24 protein-coding genes are annotated in these 22,759 nt (G+C 43.4%); 17 read left to right on the plus strand and 7 right to left on the minus strand.

Going from position 1 to position 22,759, the window contains the following annotated elements; translation table 11 throughout:
• Nucleotides 1-40: 40 nt before the first annotated feature.
• From ftsA to Q8P28_03880, 9 genes are all read left to right on the plus strand, one after another.
• The gene (gene ftsA / locus Q8P28_03840; GenBank protein MDP2681925.1) at nucleotides 41-1,267 is read left to right on the plus strand and encodes a cell division protein FtsA; all 1,227 of its coding nucleotides are present in this window, start codon (nucleotides 41-43) and stop codon (nucleotides 1,265-1,267) included.
• 81 nt (nucleotides 1,268-1,348) lie between these two features.
• Nucleotides 1,349-2,515 (plus strand): cell division protein FtsZ, encoded by a 1,167-nt coding sequence (gene ftsZ / locus Q8P28_03845; protein MDP2681926.1) that lies wholly within the window; start codon nucleotides 1,349-1,351, stop codon nucleotides 2,513-2,515.
• Nucleotides 2,516-2,923: 408 nt separating this feature from the next.
• Nucleotides 2,924-3,145 (plus strand): addiction module protein, encoded by a 222-nt coding sequence (locus Q8P28_03850; protein ID MDP2681927.1) that lies wholly within the window; start codon nucleotides 2,924-2,926, stop codon nucleotides 3,143-3,145.
• A complete protein-coding gene (locus Q8P28_03855; protein MDP2681928.1) occupies nucleotides 3,142-3,453 on the plus strand; it encodes a type II toxin-antitoxin system RelE/ParE family toxin in 312 nt (103 codons plus the stop codon). Before Q8P28_03850 ends, Q8P28_03855 begins: the two co-directional genes overlap by 4 nt.
• Nucleotides 3,454-3,472: 19 nt before the next feature.
• A complete protein-coding gene (locus Q8P28_03860; protein MDP2681929.1) occupies nucleotides 3,473-3,667 on the plus strand; it encodes a tetratricopeptide repeat protein in 195 nt (64 codons plus the stop codon).
• 178 nt (nucleotides 3,668-3,845) lie between these two features.
• Entirely contained in the window at nucleotides 3,846-5,324 is a 1,479-nt protein-coding gene (locus Q8P28_03865) for an SEC-C metal-binding domain-containing protein (protein MDP2681930.1), read from the plus strand.
• Between the two features lie 405 nt (nucleotides 5,325-5,729).
• Nucleotides 5,730-6,065: a hypothetical protein gene (locus tag Q8P28_03870; GenBank protein ID MDP2681931.1), complete on the plus strand. Its 336-nt coding sequence runs from the start codon at nucleotides 5,730-5,732 to the stop codon at nucleotides 6,063-6,065.
• Nucleotides 6,066-6,607: 542 nt separating this feature from the next.
• Nucleotides 6,608-8,221: a radical SAM protein gene (locus Q8P28_03875; GenBank protein ID MDP2681932.1), complete on the plus strand. Its 1,614-nt coding sequence runs from the start codon at nucleotides 6,608-6,610 to the stop codon at nucleotides 8,219-8,221.
• A 58-nt stretch (nucleotides 8,222-8,279) separates the two neighbouring features.
• On the plus strand, nucleotides 8,280-8,876 hold the full coding sequence (locus Q8P28_03880) for an MXAN_5187 C-terminal domain-containing protein (protein MDP2681933.1): 597 nt from the start codon (nucleotides 8,280-8,282) through the stop codon (nucleotides 8,874-8,876).
• Between the two features lie 24 nt (nucleotides 8,877-8,900).
• Here Q8P28_03880 and atpC read toward each other — a convergent pair whose 3' ends face one another.
• From atpC to Q8P28_03915, 7 genes are all read right to left on the minus strand, one after another.
• The gene (atpC, locus tag Q8P28_03885; protein MDP2681934.1) at nucleotides 8,901-9,173 is read right to left on the minus strand and encodes an ATP synthase F1 subunit epsilon; all 273 of its coding nucleotides are present in this window, start codon (nucleotides 9,171-9,173) and stop codon (nucleotides 8,901-8,903) included.
• Between the two features lie 44 nt (nucleotides 9,174-9,217).
• Entirely contained in the window at nucleotides 9,218-10,639 is a 1,422-nt protein-coding gene (gene atpD / locus Q8P28_03890) for a F0F1 ATP synthase subunit beta (GenBank protein MDP2681935.1), read from the minus strand.
• Nucleotides 10,640-10,722: 83 nt separating this feature from the next.
• Nucleotides 10,723-11,583, minus strand: a complete 861-nt coding sequence (gene atpG / locus Q8P28_03895; protein ID MDP2681936.1) for an ATP synthase F1 subunit gamma — start codon at nucleotides 11,581-11,583, stop codon at nucleotides 10,723-10,725.
• 58 nt (nucleotides 11,584-11,641) lie between these two features.
• Nucleotides 11,642-13,147 carry a F0F1 ATP synthase subunit alpha gene (gene atpA / locus Q8P28_03900; GenBank protein MDP2681937.1) on the minus strand — a complete coding sequence of 502 codons (1,506 nt, stop codon included), beginning with the start codon at nucleotides 13,145-13,147 and terminating at the stop codon, nucleotides 11,642-11,644.
• 1 nt (nucleotide 13,148) lies between these two features.
• Nucleotides 13,149-13,697 carry an ATP synthase F1 subunit delta gene (gene atpH / locus Q8P28_03905; protein MDP2681938.1) on the minus strand — a complete coding sequence of 183 codons (549 nt, stop codon included), beginning with the start codon at nucleotides 13,695-13,697 and terminating at the stop codon, nucleotides 13,149-13,151.
• 39 nt (nucleotides 13,698-13,736) lie between these two features.
• On the minus strand, nucleotides 13,737-14,333 hold the full coding sequence (locus tag Q8P28_03910; GenBank protein ID MDP2681939.1) for an ATP synthase F0 subunit B: 597 nt from the start codon (nucleotides 14,331-14,333) through the stop codon (nucleotides 13,737-13,739).
• A gap of 1 nt (nucleotide 14,334) precedes the next feature.
• Nucleotides 14,335-14,763, minus strand: a complete 429-nt coding sequence (locus Q8P28_03915; protein ID MDP2681940.1) for a hypothetical protein — start codon at nucleotides 14,761-14,763, stop codon at nucleotides 14,335-14,337.
• 251 nt (nucleotides 14,764-15,014) lie between these two features.
• Here Q8P28_03915 and mdh point away from each other — a divergent pair, with 251 nt between their 5' ends.
• The 8 genes from mdh (at nucleotide 15,015) to Q8P28_03955 (ending at nucleotide 22,727) form a co-directional block, all read left to right on the plus strand.
• On the plus strand, nucleotides 15,015-15,944 hold the full coding sequence (mdh, locus tag Q8P28_03920; protein MDP2681941.1) for a malate dehydrogenase: 930 nt from the start codon (nucleotides 15,015-15,017) through the stop codon (nucleotides 15,942-15,944).
• Between the two features lie 17 nt (nucleotides 15,945-15,961).
• Nucleotides 15,962-16,798 carry a fumarate hydratase gene (locus Q8P28_03925; protein MDP2681942.1) on the plus strand — a complete coding sequence of 279 codons (837 nt, stop codon included), beginning with the start codon at nucleotides 15,962-15,964 and terminating at the stop codon, nucleotides 16,796-16,798.
• Between the two features lie 99 nt (nucleotides 16,799-16,897).
• Nucleotides 16,898-17,458, plus strand: a complete 561-nt coding sequence (locus Q8P28_03930; GenBank protein ID MDP2681943.1) for a Fe-S-containing hydro-lyase — start codon at nucleotides 16,898-16,900, stop codon at nucleotides 17,456-17,458.
• A 25-nt stretch (nucleotides 17,459-17,483) separates the two neighbouring features.
• A complete protein-coding gene (locus tag Q8P28_03935) occupies nucleotides 17,484-18,077 on the plus strand; it encodes a hypothetical protein (GenBank protein ID MDP2681944.1) in 594 nt (197 codons plus the stop codon).
• A 27-nt stretch (nucleotides 18,078-18,104) separates the two neighbouring features.
• Entirely contained in the window at nucleotides 18,105-18,512 is a 408-nt protein-coding gene (locus Q8P28_03940) for a 4Fe-4S dicluster domain-containing protein (GenBank protein ID MDP2681945.1), read from the plus strand.
• A gap of 111 nt (nucleotides 18,513-18,623) precedes the next feature.
• The gene (locus Q8P28_03945; protein ID MDP2681946.1) at nucleotides 18,624-19,481 is read left to right on the plus strand and encodes a CoB--CoM heterodisulfide reductase iron-sulfur subunit B family protein; all 858 of its coding nucleotides are present in this window, start codon (nucleotides 18,624-18,626) and stop codon (nucleotides 19,479-19,481) included.
• 21 nt (nucleotides 19,482-19,502) lie between these two features.
• The gene (locus Q8P28_03950; GenBank protein MDP2681947.1) at nucleotides 19,503-20,651 is read left to right on the plus strand and encodes a WD40 repeat domain-containing protein; all 1,149 of its coding nucleotides are present in this window, start codon (nucleotides 19,503-19,505) and stop codon (nucleotides 20,649-20,651) included.
• Nucleotides 20,652-20,753: 102 nt separating this feature from the next.
• Nucleotides 20,754-22,727 (plus strand): CoB--CoM heterodisulfide reductase iron-sulfur subunit A family protein, encoded by a 1,974-nt coding sequence (locus Q8P28_03955; protein ID MDP2681948.1) that lies wholly within the window; start codon nucleotides 20,754-20,756, stop codon nucleotides 22,725-22,727.
• The last annotated feature ends 32 nt before the right edge of the window (nucleotides 22,728-22,759 follow it).

The following is a 22,759-nucleotide window of genomic DNA, read 5'->3' on the forward strand; positions in this document are numbered from 1 at the left end:
GCCCTTCCCCTACAGGAAACAGAGGGGGTGATAAAAGAGAATGGCAAAGAAGGATAATATAATCGTTGGTCTTGATATTGGAACAACAAAGATATGCGCCATTGTTGGAGAGGTAAAACAGGAGGGGCTGGAGATTATAGGCATAGGCACACACCCTTCAAAGGGCTTGCGAAAAGGCGTGGTGGTAAATATAGATTCCACAGTCCAGTCTATAAGAAAGGCCGTGGAAGAGGCTGAGCTTATGGCGGGATGCGAGATAAATACGGCTTATGTCGGTATTGCGGGCGGACACATAAAGGGATTTAACAGCCACGGCGTTATAGCTGTAAAGGATAAGGAGATAACAAAGGCTGACATAGCAAGGGTTATAGAGGCTGCTCAGGCCGTAACCATTCCAACAGACAGGGAGGTTATACATATAATACCTCAGGAGTATATCCTTGACCAGCAGGACTGCATACAGGAACCGCTTGGCATGACAGGAACAAGGCTTGAGGCAAAGGTTCACATAGTTACTGCTGCGGTTGCATCAGCGCAGAATATCGTAAAGAGCGTGAATAAGGCCGGTCTTGCCGTAGCGGATATTGTCCTTCAGCAGATAGCAAGCAGCGAGGCGGTGTTAGGCCATGATGAAAAAGACCTTGGCGTTGCGCTGATTGATGTTGGAGGCGGAACCACAGATATAGCCATATACCATAACGGAACCATAAAACATACTGCGGTTATATCGCTTGGAGGGAATCAGATTACAGGGGATATCGCTGTAGGCATCAGAACGCCTGCCGAGGAGGCGGAAAAGATAAAGAAAAAGTTCGGCTGCTGCATGATATCAATGATAGATAAGGATGAAACCGTAGAGGTGCCCGGCGTTGGGGGCAGGAAACCAAGGATTGTTTCAAGGCAGATTTTAGGAGAAATTATTGAGCCAAGGGTAGAAGAGCTTTTCCAGCTTGCAAATCAGGAGATAGTCAAATCAGGTTATGAAAGTGTAATAGTGTCAGGAATTGTGCTTACAGGCGGAACAGCTATTATGGATGGCATGGTTGAGCTGGCAGAGCAGATTTTTAATCTTCCTGTCAGAAGAGGCATGCCAACAGGCATCGGCGGACTTGTTGATGTTGTGAGGAGCCCAATGTATTCCACAGGCGTGGGGCTGGTTTTGTATGGCAAAAAACATTCGACAATAGCAGTGTTTGAAAGGGGGGATAAACAGGTATTCAACAAACTGCTTGAAAGGATGAAGGGATGGTTCAAAGAGTTCTTCTAATTACGAATTGCGATTTCGGATTGCGGATTCTAAATCCCAAATCCGAATTCTGCAATCCGCAATCTAAAAAAGGAGGTATATATGATTGAATTAGCCGATAGTTTTAACAAAGGGGCAAAGATTAAGGTCATAGGAGTCGGAGGATGCGGCGGCAATGCCATCAATACAATGATAGAATGTCAGCTTGAGGGGGTGGAATTTCTGACTGCCAATACAGACGCCCAGGCCCTCGGCCTATCAAAGGCGCCTGTAAAGATTCAATTAGGTGAAAATCTGACAAAAGGCCTTGGCGCAGGGGCAAACCCTGAGATAGGCAGAAACTCAGCCATAGAAAGCAGAGACAGGCTCATGGAGGCATTAGCTGGGGCTGATATGGTCTTTATCACGGCAGGCATGGGCGGCGGCACAGGCACAGGCGGCGCGCCCATTGTGGCAGAAGTGGCTAAAGAGGTTGGCGCCCTCGTAGTTGCAGTTGTAACAAAACCATTTACCTTTGAGGGAAAGAAGAAGATGAGACAGTCAGATGAAGGGCTAAAGGCGCTCAAGGGGGCGGTAGACACTGTTATAACCATTCCGAATCAGAGGCTCTTGTCCATCGCAGAGAAGACCACTCCCCTTCCCAATGCGTTTAAAAAGGCGGACGAGATATTGTATCAGGCTGTAAAGGGAATATCGGATGTTATAACAATCCACGGGCTTGTAAATGTGGACTTTGCCGACGTCAGAACCATAATGAGTGAGATGGGGCTTGCGCTTATGGGTTCAGGCGTTGCCCGCGGGGATAACAGAGCGGTGGAGGCTGCAAGAAAGGCCATATCCAGCCCGCTTTTGGAGGATATCTCCATTAATGGGGCAAAGGGCGTGCTTATAAACATCACCGGCTCATCTGACATAACCCTGCATGAGGTAAATGAGGCCTCAATGCTTATTCAGGAAGAGGCGCACGAGGATGCCCATATTATCTTCGGCGCAGTAATTGATGAAAAGATGGGTGAAGAGGTCAGGGTTACTGTCATTGCCACAGGTTTTGGGAAAGAAGAGGGCAAAAGGGTATCGCCTATAAAATACATCGCGCCGGCTGTTATTGTCGGCGACATGGATATCCCAACTATTATCAGAAGAGAGAAACAAAAAAAATTAGAGGTGGGAACAGCGGAGGTTCAAAGGCTCAGGCCCCTTGGCGGTTTCAATGTCATTGACGAGGACGCCTACGATACACCGACATTTTTGAGAAAGCAGGCGGATTAAGCAGCTCACGCTGCACTCAACATATTGTAGTTGCCCAATTCATTGGGCGCATTTTGTAACTCAAGGCTTTAGCCTTGAAAACTCAAACCTGAAGGTTTGAGTTACAAACGCCGATAAACTTGTCCCTGCAAGTATTAAGCAGGGATCGGCAAGCTACAATGGCCTTGCATCTGAGCAATTTTTGAGCGTAAACTGGATTAAGGCAATTTGAATCTGATATTACAGTTGCGCCACACCCTCACCCAAACCCTTCATGGGACTATTTTGTGTAGTTTTGTCTGCCTTGGTAATCCTATCCGCCAAATTGCCATTTCATAAAACCCTTGATTCTCAAAGTATTTTAGCATATGCTTAATTTAATATTGGGACAATAATGTTGATGTAAATATAAAATAAGGAGTGTGTGCTATGGGAACAATCAATGATGAATTTGCGGCAAAGATTAAATCTTTGCCGGACAGTGAAAAGATAGAACTGGTAGATTCTATTTTGATGCAGCTTGACAAACCTGACCCTGAGATTGACCGCATTTGGGCAGATGAGGCGCGAAAACGTTGGCAGGCATACAAGTCGGGGAAAATAGAAACAGTAAGCTATGAGCAGGTAATGGATAAATATCGCACCAGATGAAAGTCCGTTTTTTAAAACCCGCGCAATCTGAGGTTGATGATGCTGTTGCATGGTATAATTTCCAATCGCGCGGTTTGGGAATGCAATTTTTAGATGATATTGACCGTGCAATCAGAAGAATAGCGTCATACCCTCTCTCAAATGTGGAAATAGAACAAGGGCTTCGCCGCTGTCTGCTTTCACGATTTTCCTATGGAATCATTTACGGCATTGACTCAGAAACAATTATTGTTGTTGCGGTAGCGCATTTGCATAGGGAACCGCGATATTGGATTGACAGGATAGTTGGTCAAAAACAAGAAGAGTGAATTACCCGCCAGCAAAATGATGCCTTATTATACTCAGGGCAATACAGATATTCTGAAACTGCATAAAACCGACTTCCTCTGTTTTCGCAAATGCCCTGCTGATATAGTTCTCAAATCCTATGACCGGGCGATTGAGGATTATAACAAGATAATCCAGTTAGACCCAAATGCTACTCAAGCCTACTACCATCGTGGCTTGCTTATGAGAGATTAGGGAATAAGAGCATGGCAATTTCTGATTTCAAAAAGGCATGTGATTTGGGGCTTGAAGTTGGGTGCGAGAATTTGCAGAGGGTTTTAAGGCAGAAGTAATGAGAAAATAAACATTAGATGAGTCGTTGTGCGTCTATATTGGTTGTAATGGTTTTCTTAATTAAATAAAGAGCTATCTTATGGCTATCGTCAAATCAGAAGGTTTGACACCTACTGAAAGACTGCTATCAGGTCTTTGTGAGCGCTCATTCCTAAAGCTATGGAGTTATCCCAATCCATTTAAAGATGACCGGGATGAACTCTGTGATCTCCTCGCTGTTTTTGAAAATCACGTATTCATATTTTTTGATCGAGAGAATCTATCACTCGGTAAAGAAAAGAATGATCCGGTGGTTAATTGGAACCGTTGGAAAAGAGAGGTGATTGATGCTCAAACTCGCACTGCACACGGCGCTGAAAAATACATTGAAAGCGGGCGCGGCATTTTTTTAGATAAAGATTTAACGGTTCCATATCCTATCGCTATAGATCGCAAGAAAATGATTGTGCACAATATCATAATCGCGCATGGAGCGAAAGAGGCTTGTGAAAAATTCTCTGATGATAACGTATACGGTAGCCTGGCAGTTTTATATGGAAACAGCGGGTCTAATCTTCCTTTCCCGTTCTTGATACATATAGACAAAGAAAAGCCTGTCCATGTATTCGATAGTCATAACCTTCCTATAATTTTTAGTGAGCTAGATACCTTCTTTGATTTCTCGTCATATCTTGACGCAAAGATAGATGCGATTAAATCGCACGATGCATTGTTTTATTGTGGTGAAGAAGATTTACTTGCTAACTACTTCCTAAACTTTGACAAATCAAAGAAGAAGCACTTCATCGGGACATCGAAAAAAGATGTCAATTTTCTGATGATTGGTGAAGGAGGATGGAAAAACTTCATTGAGCGAGAAATTTACAAAAATAAAAAATCGGCTGACAAAATATCATATCTTTGGGATGAATTAATCCAAAGAACTTGCCAGAACACCCTTGACGGCACCTTGCTTGGAAACTCCACGCCACTAAGAGGACAGAGTGCGATCCATGAAATGGCTAAAGAGCCACGCTTCAGCCGCCGTGCTTTATCTGAACACATAATTCAAGCAATTCGCAACTTTCCTGAGTCCGCGCAGCCAATAATGCGATATTTGTCTTTTATGCCCTCATTTTACAATGAAAAGGGTTATGTTTTTTTGCAACTGAAATTTGATAGGATTACTGACTATGAAAGTGACTACCGGCCAAAGCGGCAAGCAATGCTTGAAATCGCCTGTGGCGCAGCAAAAAATAAGTTTGAGCATCTGAAGACAGTTATTGGCATTGCTATCGATGCCCCCAAATATACAAAGAGGAACTCTGAAGACTTTATTTTGATGGATTGCACTCATTGGCCTGATGACCGCCGAGAAGATTATGAAAAGGCAAATGAGGGTCTCGGCTTCTTTAAATCTGACACTCTTACCATGCAGAAGAAAACCGTACAGAATTTCCCATCTTTGAAAAAAGAATCTAAAAGTTTAGGGCGTATAAAGGTTGGCCGCAATGCACTTTGTCCATGCGGCTCCGGCAAAAAATATAAAAAATGCTGCATTGATGTTGGAGCTAAATGAAAAACTGTACAACAAATCACTTCAGCGGACTGGAATATAAGGGATAATGGGGCGTCGCTCAAAACAAAGCCGGAGAAGATACGGATTGAGGGTCATTCCCCATATCTTTATTGAAGACGATTTGAATCATCAGAAACAACAGCAGCACCTTATTTATAAACAGACGAGCCTCTTGCGAAACTGTCTGTCATCCCCGAATGCTTCTATCGGGGATATGGTTTTTCAAGCGATTAGAAACAGATTCTCGCTCAGAAGCTATGCAGGAATGACAGAATTGGGACTTTTGCAAGAACCTCAGGCATTAGACGGTTTAATCAACGCCATTTTGGCAAATATTTATGGGGTAACTACAAAGCGGCTTAATGAACAAGTAAAAAAAACCGAGAACGTTTCCCGGAAGATTTTATGTTTCAATTAACGAAAGAAGAAAAAGATGAGGTGGTCGCAAATTGCGACCACCTTAAAAAGCTTAAATATTCTCCTGTTCTGCCAAATGCATTTACAGAACACGGGGCAATTATGATTGCCACTATTTTAAATAGTCCTGTTGCTGTTCAGGCGAGCATCCATGTTGTAAGGGCATTTGTCAAACTCCGACAGATACTTGCCTCTAACAAAGAACTTTCTAAACGGTTTGATGAACTCGAAAAGAAATATGACACCCAGTTTAAGGTGGTCTTTGATGCCATCCGTCAATTGATGACTCCACCAGAACCGAAAAGGAGAAAGATAGGCTTTTGAAAAAAGAGAAAGGAACTATGGCTTTAAAATCGGTACTGTCTGCGTGCAAACATGCACAGGCAGATGAATCTAAGGGTAAAGAGAGCCGGCCACCTATTTGCAAACAGCTACATACGGCTTAATCAACGCCCTTCGGGTTTTTGAAAAGAAAAAACATTAAATGGTGTGCGGCTGTTGCAACAGGGGGCATAGCATCAGGCAAAACCTTGTTGTTGAATGAGGAGGGACAGGAAATAAAAATGTTAGGGGTAAAACAAGAAGTTATAAAGACGATTCAGTCCCTTCCAGTTGAAAAGCGGATGTCCAAACGGCTCTCAAAATAAAGTGGTTCCCATTTTTCTATATCCTTCAATATATCTTCTTTACCAATAACTCCAAAAGTTAGATATAATAGCCTTTATACAGTAAGGAGGCCGCTTATTTCCTGGCAACTTAAAAAAAAGGCAAAAGAACTTCTCTTAAAAGAGCAGGGAACCGTTTATAAGGAATGGGGCGGCAAGGTAAGCGTATGCCTTGTATATCCCAACTCATATTTCCTTGGGATGAGTAATCTTGGTTTTCAGGCAATCTATCATCTTTTAAACAGCCTTGATTATGTTGTGTGCGAAAGGGCATTTCTGCCTGATGACAAAGATATAGCAGAGTTTGAGAGAACCAGCACATCTCTTTTTTCATTAGAATCACAAAGACCCATTGCCGAATTTGACATTATTGCCTTTTCCATATCATTCGAAGAAGATTATCTTAATATCCTTAAAATCTTTGACCTTGCCAAAATACCTTTTTTATCATCTGCACGAAAAAGCGCACAACCATTGATTATGGCGGGCGGTGTTGCTGTATCTTTAAATCCTGAACCAATTGCGGATTTTTTTGACATATTTGCCATTGGCGAGGGCGAGGAATTTGTCGCGGAGTTTATAGATACCTTCAAAATAGCACAACTTAAAGCAAAGACAAAAGATGGGCTTCTTGAGGCGCTCGTTCCGGTAGAAGGTGTTTATATACCAAGCTTCTACAAGATTGTGTATCAGGGAAATTTCATAAAAGAGTTTACCCCTGTCAAAGGTTCTCCGGCAAAGGTAAAAAGCAGAAAAGTAAAAAGGCTTGATGCCTTTCCAGCGCCTTCTTCGCATATTCTTACAAAGGAAACGAACTTTAGCAACACCTATCTGGTTGAGGTAGAGCGGGGCTGCGGAAGGGGGTGCAGGTTCTGCGCAGCAGGTTTTGTTTATCTGCCGCCGCGGGAAAGGGAGCTAAACGGCTTAAAACAAGGGGTTTTAAATGGGATGGGGCTAACCCAAAAGGTTGGCTTGGTGGGTGCGGCTGTGTCTGAGTATTCAGACTTAAAGGCACTTTGCACAACAGTTATAGAAAATAACGGCGAGATTACGCTCTCTTCTTTAAGGCTGGATGTTCTTGATGAAGAGCTCCTCAAACTTTTGAAAGAGGGCGGTTATAAGACTATTACCATAGCGCCGGAGGCTGGTTCAGAGAGATTAAGGGATGTCATAAATAAAAGTTTTTCTGAAAAGGACATTATAGAAGCTATAAACCTCATATCAGCATCAGGCATACAAAAATTAAAACTCTATTTTATTATAGGCCTTCCAACAGAGACCCTTGATGATATAAATGCCATTACTGAGCTTACCTTACGGATAAAGTCTGCAATGCAAGGCGGGCTGATTACACTAAGTATTAATCCATTTATACCAAAGCCTATTACTCCGTTTCAGTGGTGCGCTTATGAGGATATAAAATCTTTAAAAAATAAAATGGGTATAATTAAAAATGGGCTAAAAAATGAAAAAGGGATAAAAATTACTTCCCTTTCACTACGAGAGGGATATATCCAGACCCTTTTGTCTGTAGGAGACAGGAGGATAGGTAAAATATTAGTTGATGCGTATAAAAACGGCTGGAAGGCTGCATTAAAAGGAGCAAAGTTTGATGCAGATTTCTATGTCGGAAGTATATGGAATATTTCTGAAGTACTCCCGTGGGATTTTATAGATACAGGGCTTAAAAAGGAATATCTTTGGAAGGAATACGGGTGTGCATTAAAAGGCAGGACAACCCCGCCATGCCGGGGCACCCAAGCGGAACTTGGGTCGGGAAGATGTGTTAGATGCGGGGTGTGTTTTGAAAGATGATGGTGGGTGATTACATTCCCCTTTACATTTTTTCTTTGTTTTCTTAGAATAAAACACTATGGGACTTAAAGAAGATCTGGATATACTTGATGTAAAGATAAACAAGCTTAAAGTAGACTATGAGCAGTATTTTGCAAAAGTTCTGAAAAAAGAACCCGCTGTCTTAAGAAATGAGATAGACCGTATTATTTTAAAATACAGCAACCAGCCTACCACCAACACATCCTTGAAATTCAGATATTCAACCCTTACCGCCAAATACACCTCTTACAAACAATTCTGGAACAGGATACTCCGGCGGATTGAGGATGGAAACTATGAGAGAGGCGCCGGATTTGGGGTAATATCACCTGCAGCGGCGGCAAATAGAGAACCCATGCAAGGGCCAGGAGCAACCCCAGCTTCTTCAGAAGGGCTCAAGAAAGAAATGCCGGACAGCGATAGCAGATTCAAGACTGTCTATCAGCAATTTATGGATGCGAAAAAAAGCTGTCAGGATACATCGGGGGATATGTCTTATGAAAAATTCACACAGGCCATTATTCAGCAGACAGAAAAGGTAAAAAAGGATATGAAATGTAGTGATGTGGAGTATAAGGTTGTTGTGAAAGATGGGAAGACCAAGATAACCCTTATACCGATAAGCAAGAAATAATTGCAGGCTCGGTTTTAACTGTTGTCATCCCTGTTTTATCTCTTGAGAAATTGTTTCAGTAAGGATTGTCACCTTTGACTGATTTACCTCAGCATATCCCGCGCCTATAGCAATGCGGTTTGTATCCTTTCCGATTTTGTAACTAAGTTTGCCAGGCTTTAATATTGTAAGCAGCGGCGCATGACCTGTAAGCACGCCAAACTCGCCTTCGCTTCCGGGGGCTGTCATTTCCTCAACCTGTTCGGAAATAAAAAGTTTGTCAGGTGTGACTATTTCCAGTAAGAATGTGTCTGCCATGTTAGTTGATAGCTCATAGCTGATAGCAAATACTATGAGCTATTTTAAACTGCTGCCTTTAACTTCTCCGCCTTTTCAAGCGCCTCTTCTATTGTGCCAACCAGGTAAAATGCCTGCTCAGGGATATCATCATACTTGCCTTCGGCAATCTCTTTAAAACCTTTGATAGTGTCCTTTACGCCGACATATTTACCGGGCGAGCCTGTGAATGCCTCTGCGACAAAGAACGGCTGGCTTAAGAATCTTTGGATTTTTCTTGCCCTTGAAACGATCAACTTGTCATCTTCTGAAAGTTCATCCATGCCAAGGATGGCTATTATATCCTGAAGGTCTTTATATTTCTGCAATACCTGCTGAACCTTTCTTGCAACCGAATAATGTTCCTCGCCTATAATTTGTGGATCAAGAATTCTTGAAGTGGAATCAAGCGGGTCAACCGCAGGGTAGATGCCTAATTCCGCTATCTGTCTTGAAAGAACTGTTGTTGCGTCCAGATGCGCGAATGTTGTAGCAGGCGCAGGGTCTGTAAGGTCATCGGCAGGCACATATATTGCCTGGACAGATGTAATAGACCCTTTTGTGGTTGAGGTAATCCTCTCCTGCAATTCTCCCACATCCGTTGAAAGCGTAGGCTGGTAGCCGACTGCGGAAGGGATTCTTCCCAAAAGCGCTGAGACCTCTGAATTTGCCTGAACAAACCTGAAGATATTATCTATAAAAAGAAGCACATCCTGGTTTTCCTCATCTCTGAAATATTCGGCTACAGTGAGGGCTGTTAACGCAACCCTTGCCCTTGCCCCCGGCGGCTCGTTCATCTGGCCGTAGATAAGGGCTGTCTTGTCAATAACCCCGGATTCCTTCATCTCGAGCCACAGGTCATTGCCTTCCCTTGTTCTTTCGCCGACGCCGCCGAATACGGAAAAACCGCCGTGCTGCATGGCGACATTATTTATAAGCTCCATAATCAGAACTGTCTTTCCAACGCCCGCGCCCCCGAAGAGACCTATCTTGCCTCCCTTCAGATACGGCGTAAGGAGGTCGATAACCTTTATGCCTGTCTCAAAAACCTCTACTGTTGTTGATTGCTGATCAAATGAAGGCGCCGGCCTGTGGATTGGATATTTTTTATCTGTTTTTACTGGTCCAAGTTCATCAACAGGCTCTCCAATCACATTCAATATCCTTCCAAGTACCCCCTTCCCCACAGGGACTAAAATACCATCGCCTGTATCCAACGCCTCCATTCCCCTTACAAGGCCTTCCGTTGAATCCATAGCAATACATCTCACAGTATTTTCGCCAAGGTGCTGCGCAACCTCCAGAACCAGATTCCACTTCTGGTCATTTATGCTGGGGTTGGTTACCTTTAGTGCATTGTATATTGCCGGCAGATGGCCAGGTTGAAATTCTATATCCAGAACCGCTCCGATGACCTGCGTTACCTTGCCTATATTCTTTTTTTCCATTGAAAAACCTCCGTTATTAGTTCATGGCTCATAGCTGATAGCAAAAGATTTTTTACTATGAACCATGAGCTATGAGCTAATAGTTATCCTTTCAGCGCCTCTGCCCCTCCGATTATCTCCATCAATTCTTTTGTAATCGCCGCCTGGCGCAGTCTGTTGTATTTCAATGTAAGGCCTTCTATCATCTCTTTGGCATTCTTTGTCGCAGAGTCCATCGCAGCCATTCTTGCGCCGTGTTCGCTGGCTGCTGATTCCAGAAGCGCCATAAATATCTGTACCTCTATGTATTTTGGCAAGATATCGGCAAGGATTGCCTCCTGAGACGGCTCATAGATATATTCTGTGGCTTCTTCTTCGCTCTCTTTTGGAGATTCAATCGGCAGAAGCCTCTGGATTACAAGTTTCTGGCTCAACGCAGATTTAAATTCGCTGTATATGAGATATGTTTCATCAAATGTTTCCTTTATGTGTGAATCCACAATTTCTTTTGCAATCTCTGCGGCAGCGGTATACTTAGGCCTGCCTGAGCCGACAGGCCTCTCCTGTCTTATGGTTAAACCCCTGCGTTTGAAATAGTCCTTTGCTTTTTTGCCTATAAGATTAAGGGTTATCCCGGTATTGTCAGTATTTTTTCTTATGAAACCTTCCGAGCCCCTTATTATATTGCTGTTAAAGCCGCCGCACAATCCTCTGTCTGATGTAACAATAACAAGTTCCACCCTTCCACCCCCCTTTTTTGAGAGCAGGGGATGCGCATCAGGCCTGACCCTTGAAGCCAGGCTGTTGATGATATCCAGCATCTTTTGCGAATAAGGACGCGCTGCAATGATATCGTCATGGGCGCGCTTCAACTTTGCGGCAGCAACCATCTTCATTGCCTTTGTAATTTGCTGGGTGTTTTTTACACTCTTTATTCTGCGTTTTATGTCTTTTAAGCTGGGCATAATAAATACAGGTTATAGGTTATAGGCTATAGGTTTTCCCATTGCCTATAGCCTGTTTTTAAGCTACAAACAATACCTTAAAGTCATCCAGCGTCTTAGTAAGTTTTGGCTTAATGGCATCGTCTATTGCCTTTTTTTCCTTAAGCTCTTTAATCAGTTCAGGGTGTTTTGTGTCAAAGAATGTATAAAGCTCTTCTTCGTATTTTTTGAGCGCTGCAACAGGATAACCGTCCACATAGCCATTTGTTGCGGCAAAAATAATCAATACCTGCTTTTCAACAGGCAGGGGTTTATACTGCCCCTGCTTCAATATCTCAACAAGCCGTGAGCCTCTCGCAAGCTGTCTCTGTGTTGCGACATCAAGATCGCTTCCGAACTGCGCAAATGCCGCAAGCTCCCTGTATTGTGCAAGTTCAAGCCTGAGCGTACCTGCCACCTGTTTCATTGCCTTTACCTGCGCGCTTCCGCCAACACGGGAAACCGAGAGGCCGACATTTATTGCAGGCCTTACGCCGGCATAAAAGAGATCTGTCTCAAGATATATCTGGCCGTCTGTAATGGATATGACATTAGTCGGAATGTATGCGGATACATCGCCTGACTGGGTTTCAATAATAGGAAGCGCTGTTAAAGAGCCACCGCCAAGCTCATCCTTTAATTTAGCAGCCCTCTCAAGTAGTCTTGAGTGAAGATAGAATACATCGCCCGGATAAGCCTCTCTGCCCGGCGGCCTTCTCAAAAGAAGGGACAATTGTCTGTATGCAACAGCATGTTTTGAAAGGTCATCATATATTATAAGCGCATGTTTTCCGTTATCTCTGAAATGTTCGCTGATGGTGCATCCTGTATAAGGCGCTATAAATTGAAGCGGCGCTGCTTCGCTTGCTGTTGCGGAAACAACCAAGGTATAATCCATTGCGCCGGACTGTTTAAGCTTTTCAACCACCTGCGCAACAGTGGATTGTTTCTGTCCTATAGCAACATAGATGCAGAATACACCCTGGCCTTTCTGGTTTATTATTGTGTCTATGGCAACCGCTGTCTTTCCGGTCTGTCTGTCGCCGATTATCAGTTCCCTCTGCCCCCTGCCAATAGGTATCATGCCGTCTATCGCCTTGATACCTGTCTGGAGCGGCTCTTTAACAGGCTTTCTGTCAACTATGCCCCTTGCCTTAACTTCAACGCGCCGCGTGGTTTGTGCCTCTAATGGCCCCTTGCCGTCTATTGGAACACCGAGGGCATTTATAACCCTTCCCATAAGTCCTTCGCCTACAGGAACTTCCACGATTTTGCCTGTCCTCTTAACTACATCCCCTTCCTTAATCTTATAATCCTCTCCGAAAATGGCTGCGCCGACATTGTCCGCTTCCAGATTTAAAACCATGCCGCGTATATTATGCGGGAATTCCAAAAGCTCGCCTGCCATTGCCTTTTCAAGGCCATAGATTCTGGCAATGCCGTCCCCAACCGATATAACAGTTCCGACCTCTTTTACATCTATTGCCTTCTCGAACCCTTTAATTTGAGTTTTAATAAGCTGACTTATTTCTTCTGCCTTAATCATATCAAATCACCCCTTGTATTATTTTTTCTTTAACCCTTTCCAACTGGGTTTTTATGCTTCCGTCCAGTATGGTGTTTCCAATCCGAAAAACAAGTCCGCCGATAAGCGCGGGGGTTTTTTCAACCGTAAGAATAATCTCTTTGTTGGTCAATTGATGAAGCTTTTTAGTAATTTCATCAATACGATTTTTATCCAGATCTGCGGCTGATTCCACGGTTACCTTTATTCTGCCTGACAATTCATCTTCCAATATGGAATATGCGGCGTTTATATCTTCAATTATTCCTATGCCTCTATTCTTTGTTAAAATGGCTAAAAATCTTTTAACAGTATCGGAGATTTCTAATACATCCCCCACCTTTCTTATAAGGCCGTGTCTATCTTCCAATTTATACATTGGATTGAGGGCAAATCTCTTGAATTCAGGGTTAGCGGTAAATACAGTTGAAATATCCCTCAACTCTCTGCCTATTTCCTTATATCTCTTTTCCTCTTGCCCCAGTTCAATCAGGGCCTTTGCATATCTTTTAGCAACAGCGCTTTTTTTCATAATTATGCCATAATCGCACGAATAAATTCGTGCCGTTTGTTAATGCAGTCTGACCTTTTCCAGATACTCCTTTATAAGCCTTTCATGGTCAGCGGCGCTAAGTTCGCCCCGCAGTATTTCTTCTGCCATCTCAACTGCCACCTTCGCAATCTCTCCCTTAATCTCTTCCATTGCCTTCTTAATCTCCTGTTCTGCCGCAAGTCTTGCCTGTTCTTGTATCCTGTCAGATAGCTTAATAGCCTCTTCTATAATTCTTTTCTTTTCAATCTCTCCTTCTTCCATTATCTCCTGATAAATCTCTTCTATCCTTTTGTCAAGAGAACTGAATTTCAGTTCAAACTCCTTTACCTTTCTTTCAGCATCTTCCTTTGCCTTTTTAGCCTCTTCCAATTCGACAATTATTGACTTCTTTCTATCGGCAAAAAAATCTTTTACCTTGAAATACCTAAGCATTAAAAATAGCGCCAGAGCAAGTATTGCGAAGTTCACAATACGCCATACCATGCCGCTTTCGCCGCCATGCCCGCCTTCTTCAGCGGCAAGAACCGGAGAGGCAATAAACAGCAGACAGTAGACAGCAGACCGTAAACAGTTCAATAAAATTTGAAATTTGAAATTTGAAATTTGAAATTTCATTCTATGCCACCTTTCGGTTAAGAATCTTTTCTGCAATATCCTTTGAGATTGTTTTGCTTTCCTCTTTGAGGCGGGAGAGCGCAGACTTTGCCTCCTCTTTGAGTTTTGTTTTTGCCTCCAGAAATCCGGACTGAGAGTTTTTCCTTGCATTCTCAAGGATCTCCTGCTCTTTATCAAGCCCTTCCTGTTTGAGACGGAGCCGTTCCTCCTGAGCCTTTACCCTCGGCTCATTGAGCCGGTTCTCGTAGTCCAGAAGCCTTTTCCGAAGCCCTGCTTCTAAATCTAATGCCTCTTTCTTTTTCCCTTCTCCCTTCTTATACCGTTCTTCAAGGGTCTTAAGAACAGGCTTGTATAAAAGGGTATTCAGAATGAAATAAAGGGCGATAAACCCCGCAATCTGATATAAAAATGTAATATCTATGTCTATCATGTAAAATTACCCCCTAATCAAATTAGGGTATACTTAAAATTAGTTATTGCTATCATACAGAAAGAGATTTTGTCAAGGATAATTTTATTTAATATGTATTTAATACACAAGAATATTTTCTCCTTGACACAACTACTGTTTCTGTATACAGTATACAATATGGCGTTGGCGATATTGTTTCGTTTTTGCGTATGCCGCTTACAGCGTTACGCTATGACGCCATAACCCTAATAACGCAAGCAGGAGGCGATATGGCCCGTAAGAAAATAACCATTGTTGGCGCAGGCAATGTTGGCGCCCATGCCGCTGTATGGGCGGCGATAAAAGAGCTCGGCGATATTGTCTTAATAGATGTTGTGGCGGGTGTGCCGCAGGGCAAAGGACTTGACTTAACGGAGGCATCGCCTGTTGAGGGTTTTGACTCAAGGATCCTGGGGACTAATGATTACAAGGATACAGCAAATTCGGATATTGTAATCATTACAGCAGGCATGGCAAGAAAACCCGGGATGAGCAGGAGCGATTTAATAAATACAAACACAGGGATTGTGAAAGGTGTTACGGAGCAGATTGCCAAGCATTCTCCAAATGCCATTATAATAGTTGTTACAAACCCGCTTGATGTCATGGTCTATGTTGCATGGAAGGTGAGCGGTTTCCCGCATAACAGGGTTATCGGTCTTTCAGGCGCGCTTGATGCAGCAAGGCTTAAGACATTTATTGCCATGGAGCTGAATGTATCTGTTGAAGATATAAGCGCAATGGTTATCGGCGGCCATGCGGATGAGATGGTACCGCTTCCGAGATACTCCACTGTTTCAGGTATTCCAATCGGCCAGTTAATCTCAAAAAACAGGATTGATGCCATAATGGAAAGGACAAAGAAGGCAGGTAGTGAAATAGTTGGACTATTAAAGACAGGGAGCGCATTCTATGCGCCCTCTGCAGCTGTTATAGAGATGGCAGAATCCATAATAAGGGATAAGAAGAGGGTAATCCCCTGCGCAGCGTACTGCAACGGCAAATACGGCGTGAACGGCATATTTATTGGCGTTCCTGTGAAACTGGGAAGCGACGGCGTTGAGGATATTATTGAGATTGAACTGAGTAAAGAGGAATGGACTCAATTTGGCAATTCAGTTTCAGTGATTAAGAAATTGATTGAGGAAATAAAGATATAACCCCTGTCTTAAATATTATGCGAAAAATCTCTACGCTCGATATAACTTCAAAAGTTAAAGAACTTTGCATAAAGGCTGCGTGTGAACTTGGCATGGATGTTGTGTTTGCATTGAAAGAATTCAAGGGAAGGGAGGAATCTCCTTTGGGCAAAGAGGTGCTTGACCAGATTCTTGAAAATGCCCAGATTGCCCTGAGGGAAGATGCGCCCATGTGCCAGGATACGGGTATTGCAGTATTTTTTGTTGAAATGGGCAGGGATGCAATAATTGACGGCGGGTTGGAGGATGCAATAAACGAAGGAGTGCGGCAAGGATATAAAGAAGGTTATCTTAGAAAGTCTGTTTGCCATCCACTCACAAGGAAGAATACAGGGGATAATACACCTGCCATAATCCACACGAGGATTGTAGAGGGTGACAGGCTCAAGATAACAATAGCGCCAAAGGGCGCAGGCAGTGAAAACATGAGCAGGCTTGCCATGCTCAAGCCGTCTCAGGGCTTGCAGGGTATAAAGGATTTTGTGATAAACACAGTGAAAGAGGCCGGTGGAAATCCATGTCCTCCGATTATTGTCGGTATCGGTATTGGCGGGAATTTTGAAAAAAGCGCACTTCTCGCAAAAGAGGCGCTTTTAAGAAATATCGGAACACCAAATCCTGAGAGGGAATTGGATGTCCTTGAAAAGGAATTATTGGAGAAGATAAATAATCTCGGCATAGGGCCGATGGGTTTTGGCGGAAGGACAACAGCCTTGGCAGTTCATATAAAAACAGCGCCATGCCATATTGCAAGCCTGCCTGTTGCAGTGAATATACAATGCCATGCGGCAAGGCATAAGGAGGCAGTAATATAAAAAATTGTAAATTGAAGATTGCAAATTGCAAAGTTAAAAGAACTGCGCAATTTACAATTTGCATTTTTCAATCTTCATTTTGCAATGGAGCAAGGCGACATGACTCACCCAATCAAAATAACCCCGCCCCTTACTGATAAGGATGTAGAAAAACTTAAGTCAGGGGATAAAGTCTTGATAACCGGTGTTCTTTACACTGCAAGGGATGCCGCGCACAAGAGGCTTATAGAGCTTTTAGATAAGGGCGAAAAGCTCCCTTTTGATATAAAAGGACAGTTAATCTATTATGTGGGGCCTACACCGGCAAAACCAGGGCAGGTCATAGGCTCTGTAGGACCTACAACAAGCGGAAGGATGGATGTATATACACCTAAACTTTTAGAACTTGGGTTAAAAGGGACAATCGGCAAGGGACAACGTTCGGCAGAGGTAGTTGATGCGATGAATAAGCACAAGGCTGTTTATCTTGCGGCAGTGGGCGGTGCAGCAGCGCTGATTGCAAAGACCATTAAAAAGGCGGAGATTATTGCGTACGAGGATTTGGGGCCGGAGGCGATCAGAAGGCTTGAGGTTGTAGATTTTCCGGCAATTGTTGTGAATGATATTTTCGGAAATGATTTGTTTAAGATTGGTGTTGAAAGGTATAAGAAGGTCGAATAGTATAAAATTAACAAAAGGAGGATTTATGCGCAAAGGTATAATATTTTGTCTTTTATTCGTAGTGTTGGTTCACCTGTCCGGAATTGCCTATGCCGCCCATGGGTTTGAAGTTGAATTTTCAGCAGATGTTATCGAAATATACTCAAAAGATCCGAGTAAGAATTTTAAAGGGACGATGTATGTCGGCAATGACATTATACGGAAGGATTTTTTCTATGATAACTTGCCGGCAGTGATGATTTTGGATCTTGTTAAACAAACTGCCACTATGCTGATGCCGTATGCAAAAACATATATTATGATGACGAAGAAGGATATGGAGGCTCTGTTTGGCCATGTCATAGGTCATTTACCTAATGCGTTATCTAACGGCCCATGTGCTGGAAGAAGTGATTTGATATGCCGGGAAATTGGCCAAGAAAAATTAGACGACAGAGATACTGAAAAATGGGAGGTCAAATCCCAGACAGGTGTTGTATATCAGTGGGTAGATCACAGGCTTAGGGTTACTATCCGAGAAGAATTCTCTGACCACATATATGAACTGCGCAATATTAAGGAAGGTCATCAGCCTGATAATCTGTTTCAGATCCCTGCTGGATATAAAAGGATACAGTAACCTAAAACAAATCAGGGTACACATATTATGCTCATAAAACTCGGAAAAGAAAACTTACAGAGTGAACTTGTTAAGCTCGTAGAACGGATTAGCGGCGAGGAACTTGCCAACTGCTATCAGTGCGGCAACTGCACAGGCGGCTGTCCTGTATCTTATGCAATGGATTTTGGACCTAGAGAAATTATAAGACTCCTGCAATTGGGACAGGAGGAGGCTGTGCAAAAGGCCAACTCCATGTGGCTCTGTGTTGGATGTTTGCAATGTTATTGCAGATGCCCGAAAGGTGTAAGCGCCGCGAAGATATTAGAGGCGCTTCGGCAGATAACTTTAAGGAAAGGCAAAAGTCACGAAGAGATTAAAGAGGTTCCGTTGCCGTTTTTAAAAAATGCTCCGCAACAGGCTATTGTTTGCGGGTTTAGGAAGTTTGTAAGTTAGTTTTCACCCTCCCCTTTGTCCCCTCCCGTCAAGGGAGGGGAGATTTCTTAAAGTTCCTCTCCCCTTGCGGGAGAGGGTTAGGGTGAGGGGGAAGTTTAGGATACAAAATCCATGAAAATACCATATTATCCCGGTTGCACCTTAAATACCGTTGCCAAAGGTTTTGATATTTCGGCAAGAGAATCCGCTGTTCTTTTGGGTTTTGAACTCAAAGAACTAAATCAGTGGAATTGCTGCGGCGCGACATTTCCTTTGACACCTGACAATATCATGGGCTTGACCGCGCCGACAAAGGTGCTTGTTAATGCAAAGAAAGAAGGGGACACGGTAACAACTCTATGCTCCGTTTGCTACAATGTTTTAAAGCGCACAAACAAGGTGATAAGGGATGACAAGGAGAAGCGGGCAATAGTCAACGGTTTTATTGAAGAAGAATACGACGGCAGTTTGAATGTGATTCACTTTTTAGAGGTTTTGAGGGATAGGATAGGTTTTGATAATGTTAAGAGCGCTGTTAAGAGGCCGTTAAAAGGGGTTAAGGCAGGTACATATTATGGGTGTATGTTGCTCAGACCTTTTGAAGATATGGGCATAGACAATGCCGAAGCGCCGACAATATTTGAGGATTTGCTAAAGGCGCTTGGCTGCGAACCGGTGGAGTTTCCCAATAAGATAGAATGCTGCGGAGCGCATCTTGCAATGGGGAATGAGGATGTGGTCACAAAACTTTCCGGCAATGTTTTGAGTTCAGCAAAGAACAAAGGAGCAGAGATTATTGTGACGAGTTGTCCTCTGTGTCAGTATAATCTGGAAAAAAGTCAGCAAAGACTTGCAGAGGGTTCTGGAAATACACAAATGCCTATAGTTTATTTTACTCAGTTGCTTGGACTGGCGCTGGGTCAGGATGAGGGGAGTTTGGGGCTGGAGAAGAATTTGTTTGATGTGAGACCGCTGTTGAAGGGGAAGTGAGTTTATTTTAAGGATGAGCTTATGAACAAGCAAATCAAAAAGATACCTAAAGGAGGTAGTTACATGAGAAGGTTAATGGTTTTAGTTTTAATGTTTGTTGCAGGTGGGTTGCTTGCAGGAAATTCACTTGGTGTAACTAATGCCAAAACAATTAACGATGCCCATCAGGATACCATTGATTCTATTACTTTTAGTCCGGATGGTAAAATCCTGGCGTCAGGAAGTTACGATGAAGGCGAAACGAGAGGTCTTATCAATTTTTGGGATACAACAACGTGGAAGAAGATAAAGACTATTAATGGTTATAACAAAGTTTGTTTTAGTCCCAATGGAAAGACGCTGGCAGCATTATCCTCTGGCTTTGAGGATGCCTCAATTGCTCTCTTAGATGTTGCTACGGGTGATAAGATAAAGACCTTCTCTCCTAATATAAAAACCATCTCTTATAACCCTATTTCTGAAAGTTGCTCTATTGCTTTAAGTACAGATGGAAAATTGTTGGCAGCAGGTTGTACTCCCAGATGGAGTGAAGTTGGACATATATTGCTCTGGGATGTCAAAACAGGAGATATGATAAAAGAACTCCAAGGACATGAGTTTGGTATTAATTCTATTGCTTTCAGTCCGGATGGAAAATTATTAGCATCAGGGGGATGGGGGTATCATACTATAATCCTTTGGGATGTCAAAACAGGGGATAGAATAAAGGAACTCCATCGTAATCAGGATAACCATAGTCCGATTTACTCCGTTGCCTTCAGTCTGGATGGAAAATTGTTGGCAGCAGGAAGTGACGATTACAGTATTATTCTTTGGGATGTAGCAGCGGGAAAAAATATTAAAACTCTGAAAGGTCATTCTGGCAGTGTCAAATCAGTTGTCTTCAGCCCTGATGGAAAGATGTTAGCATCAGTGAGCAGCGATAAAACCATCGTATTATGGGATGTGGTAAAGAAGAACAAGATTAAGACAATAGGGGCTGGAAGGCCGGTTCATTCTATTATTTTTAGTCCTGATGGGAAATTGCTGGTATCAGGGGAAGGCGAATCATGGAGGGTTAGCGAAGAGAGTTTTACTACGCTTTCCATACGGGATTGGAGGTCAACCCCAAACTTTGAGGGGGTAAAGAGTAAGCAGAAGGGGGATGGAAAAGGAAGGAAAAAGAAATAAGAAGTTTGGTAGAGTTTATCTAAGTGGTATGTTGAGGATTTTTAGAGGAGTACAACGCAGTATAAAGCTATTTATTGCGTTTATGGTAAAAGGGAGTCTTTTATGCCGCGTATAGGCGTATTCGTCTGCCAGTGCGGGACAAACATAGCATCCACTGTTGACACCAAAAAGGTCGCAGATGAGATGGCTAAACTACCGGGTGTAGTTTACGCCGGTGATTATAAGTTTATGTGTTCTGCGCCTGGACAGGAAAATCTAAAAGAGATTGTAAAGAAGCATAAGCTTGACGGTGTTATCGTGTCCGCATGTTCTCCGCACATGCACGAGAAGACATTCAGAAAAGCATGTGAGTCTGCAGGATTAAATCCGTACAAGTGCGAGATAACAAATATCCGCGAACAGTGCTCATGGGTGCACCATGATGCGACAAAGGCAGCAGGCACACTCAAGAGCATAGACTTAACCAGAATGACCATTGAGAGGCTCAAGAAAAGCAAAAACCTTTCAAAAATAAAGATACCTATAAAAAAGAAGGCGCTGGTCATCGGCGGCGGCATTGCAGGCATTCAAGCGGCGCTTGATATTGCAGAGGGCGGCAGGCAGGTGATTCTTGTTGAAAGAGAGCCGTCAATTGGCGGCAATATGGCGAAACTATCAGAGACATTCCCTACAATGGACTGCTCCCAGTGCATCATGACGCCGAAGATGGTTGAGGCGTCGCTTCATGAGAATATAAAGATTATGACATGGAGCGCGGTTGAAAAGGTTGACGGTTATATAGGCAACTTTACTGTCCAGATAAGGAAAAAGGCAAGGTATGTAAATGAGGATTTATGCAACGGGTGCGGACTCTGTATTGAAAAATGTCCGTTCAAGGCAAAGAGTGAATTTGAGATGGGCATGGCACAGAGAAAGGTGGTTTACACGCCATTTCCACAGGCAGTTCCAAACATCCCTGTCATAGATGCGCAGAACTGCCCGAAGATACAAAAAGACAAGTGCGGGGCATGCGCCCTTGTTTGCGGACCAAAGGCGATTGACTATAAACAGCAGGATACCGTTATTACAGAAGAGATCGGCGCAATTATTGTTGCAACAGGATATGAGTTAATGCCGAATGAAAGATTCGGCGAATACGGTTATGGAAAGATCAAGGATGTTATAAGCGGGCTTCAGTTTGAAAGGCTTGCGTCCGCATCAGGGCCCACAGGCGGAGAAATCAGAAGGCCGTCAGACGGCAAAACGCCAAAGAATGTTGTGTTTATCCAGTGCGTTGGTTCAAGGGATGAGGCAAAAGGCGTCGCTTACTGCTCAAAGATATGCTGCATGTATACTGCAAAACACACAATGCTTTATAAGCACAAGGTGCATGATGGCCAGTCATATGTGTTTTACATGGACATAAGGGCGGGCGGAAAAAGGTATGAAGAATTTGTCAGGAGGGCGATTGAGCATGACGGCGCTATGTATTTAAGAGGCCGTGTTTCAAGGGTCTATGAAAAAGACGGAAAGGTGATTGTGCAGGGCGCGGATACACTTTCAGGCAATCAGGTGGAGATTGAGGCTGATATGGTTGTGTTGGCAACAGCAATTGTATCAAGGACAGGCGCAGACACAGTGGCGCAGAAACTCGGCATAGGCTATGACAAACATAAATTTTACAATGAATATCATCCAAAGTTAAAACCAGTTGAGACTGTGACAGCAGGGATTTATCTGGCAGGCACATGTATGGGACCTATGGATATACCAGATTCTGTAACAATGGGAAGCGCTGCCGCAAGCAAGGTTCTGGCGCTCTTTTCCAACGACCAGATGGCAAGAGAACCTATAACTGCAAATGTCAACAAAGTAACATGCAATGCGTGCTGGGACTGTGTTGTTGCATGTCCATATTCGGCAATAGAAAAAGATAACATAAAGAACAGAAAGGGCGAGATAATCAGGTGGCTTGCTAAGGTAAATGAAGGTGTTTGCCAGGGCTGCGGTGTATGTGTTTGCGCATGCAGGAGCAAGGCCATTGACCTTCGCGGTTATACGGATGAGCAGGTTTATGCGGCGTTGGCGGCGTTTTAGGTGTTCATGCTGAAAAATCCGAATTCCCTCTC

This window comes from Deltaproteobacteria bacterium (assembly GCA_030690165.1).
Lineage (GTDB): Bacteria > Desulfobacterota > GWC2-55-46 > UBA9637 > UBA9637 > JACRNJ01.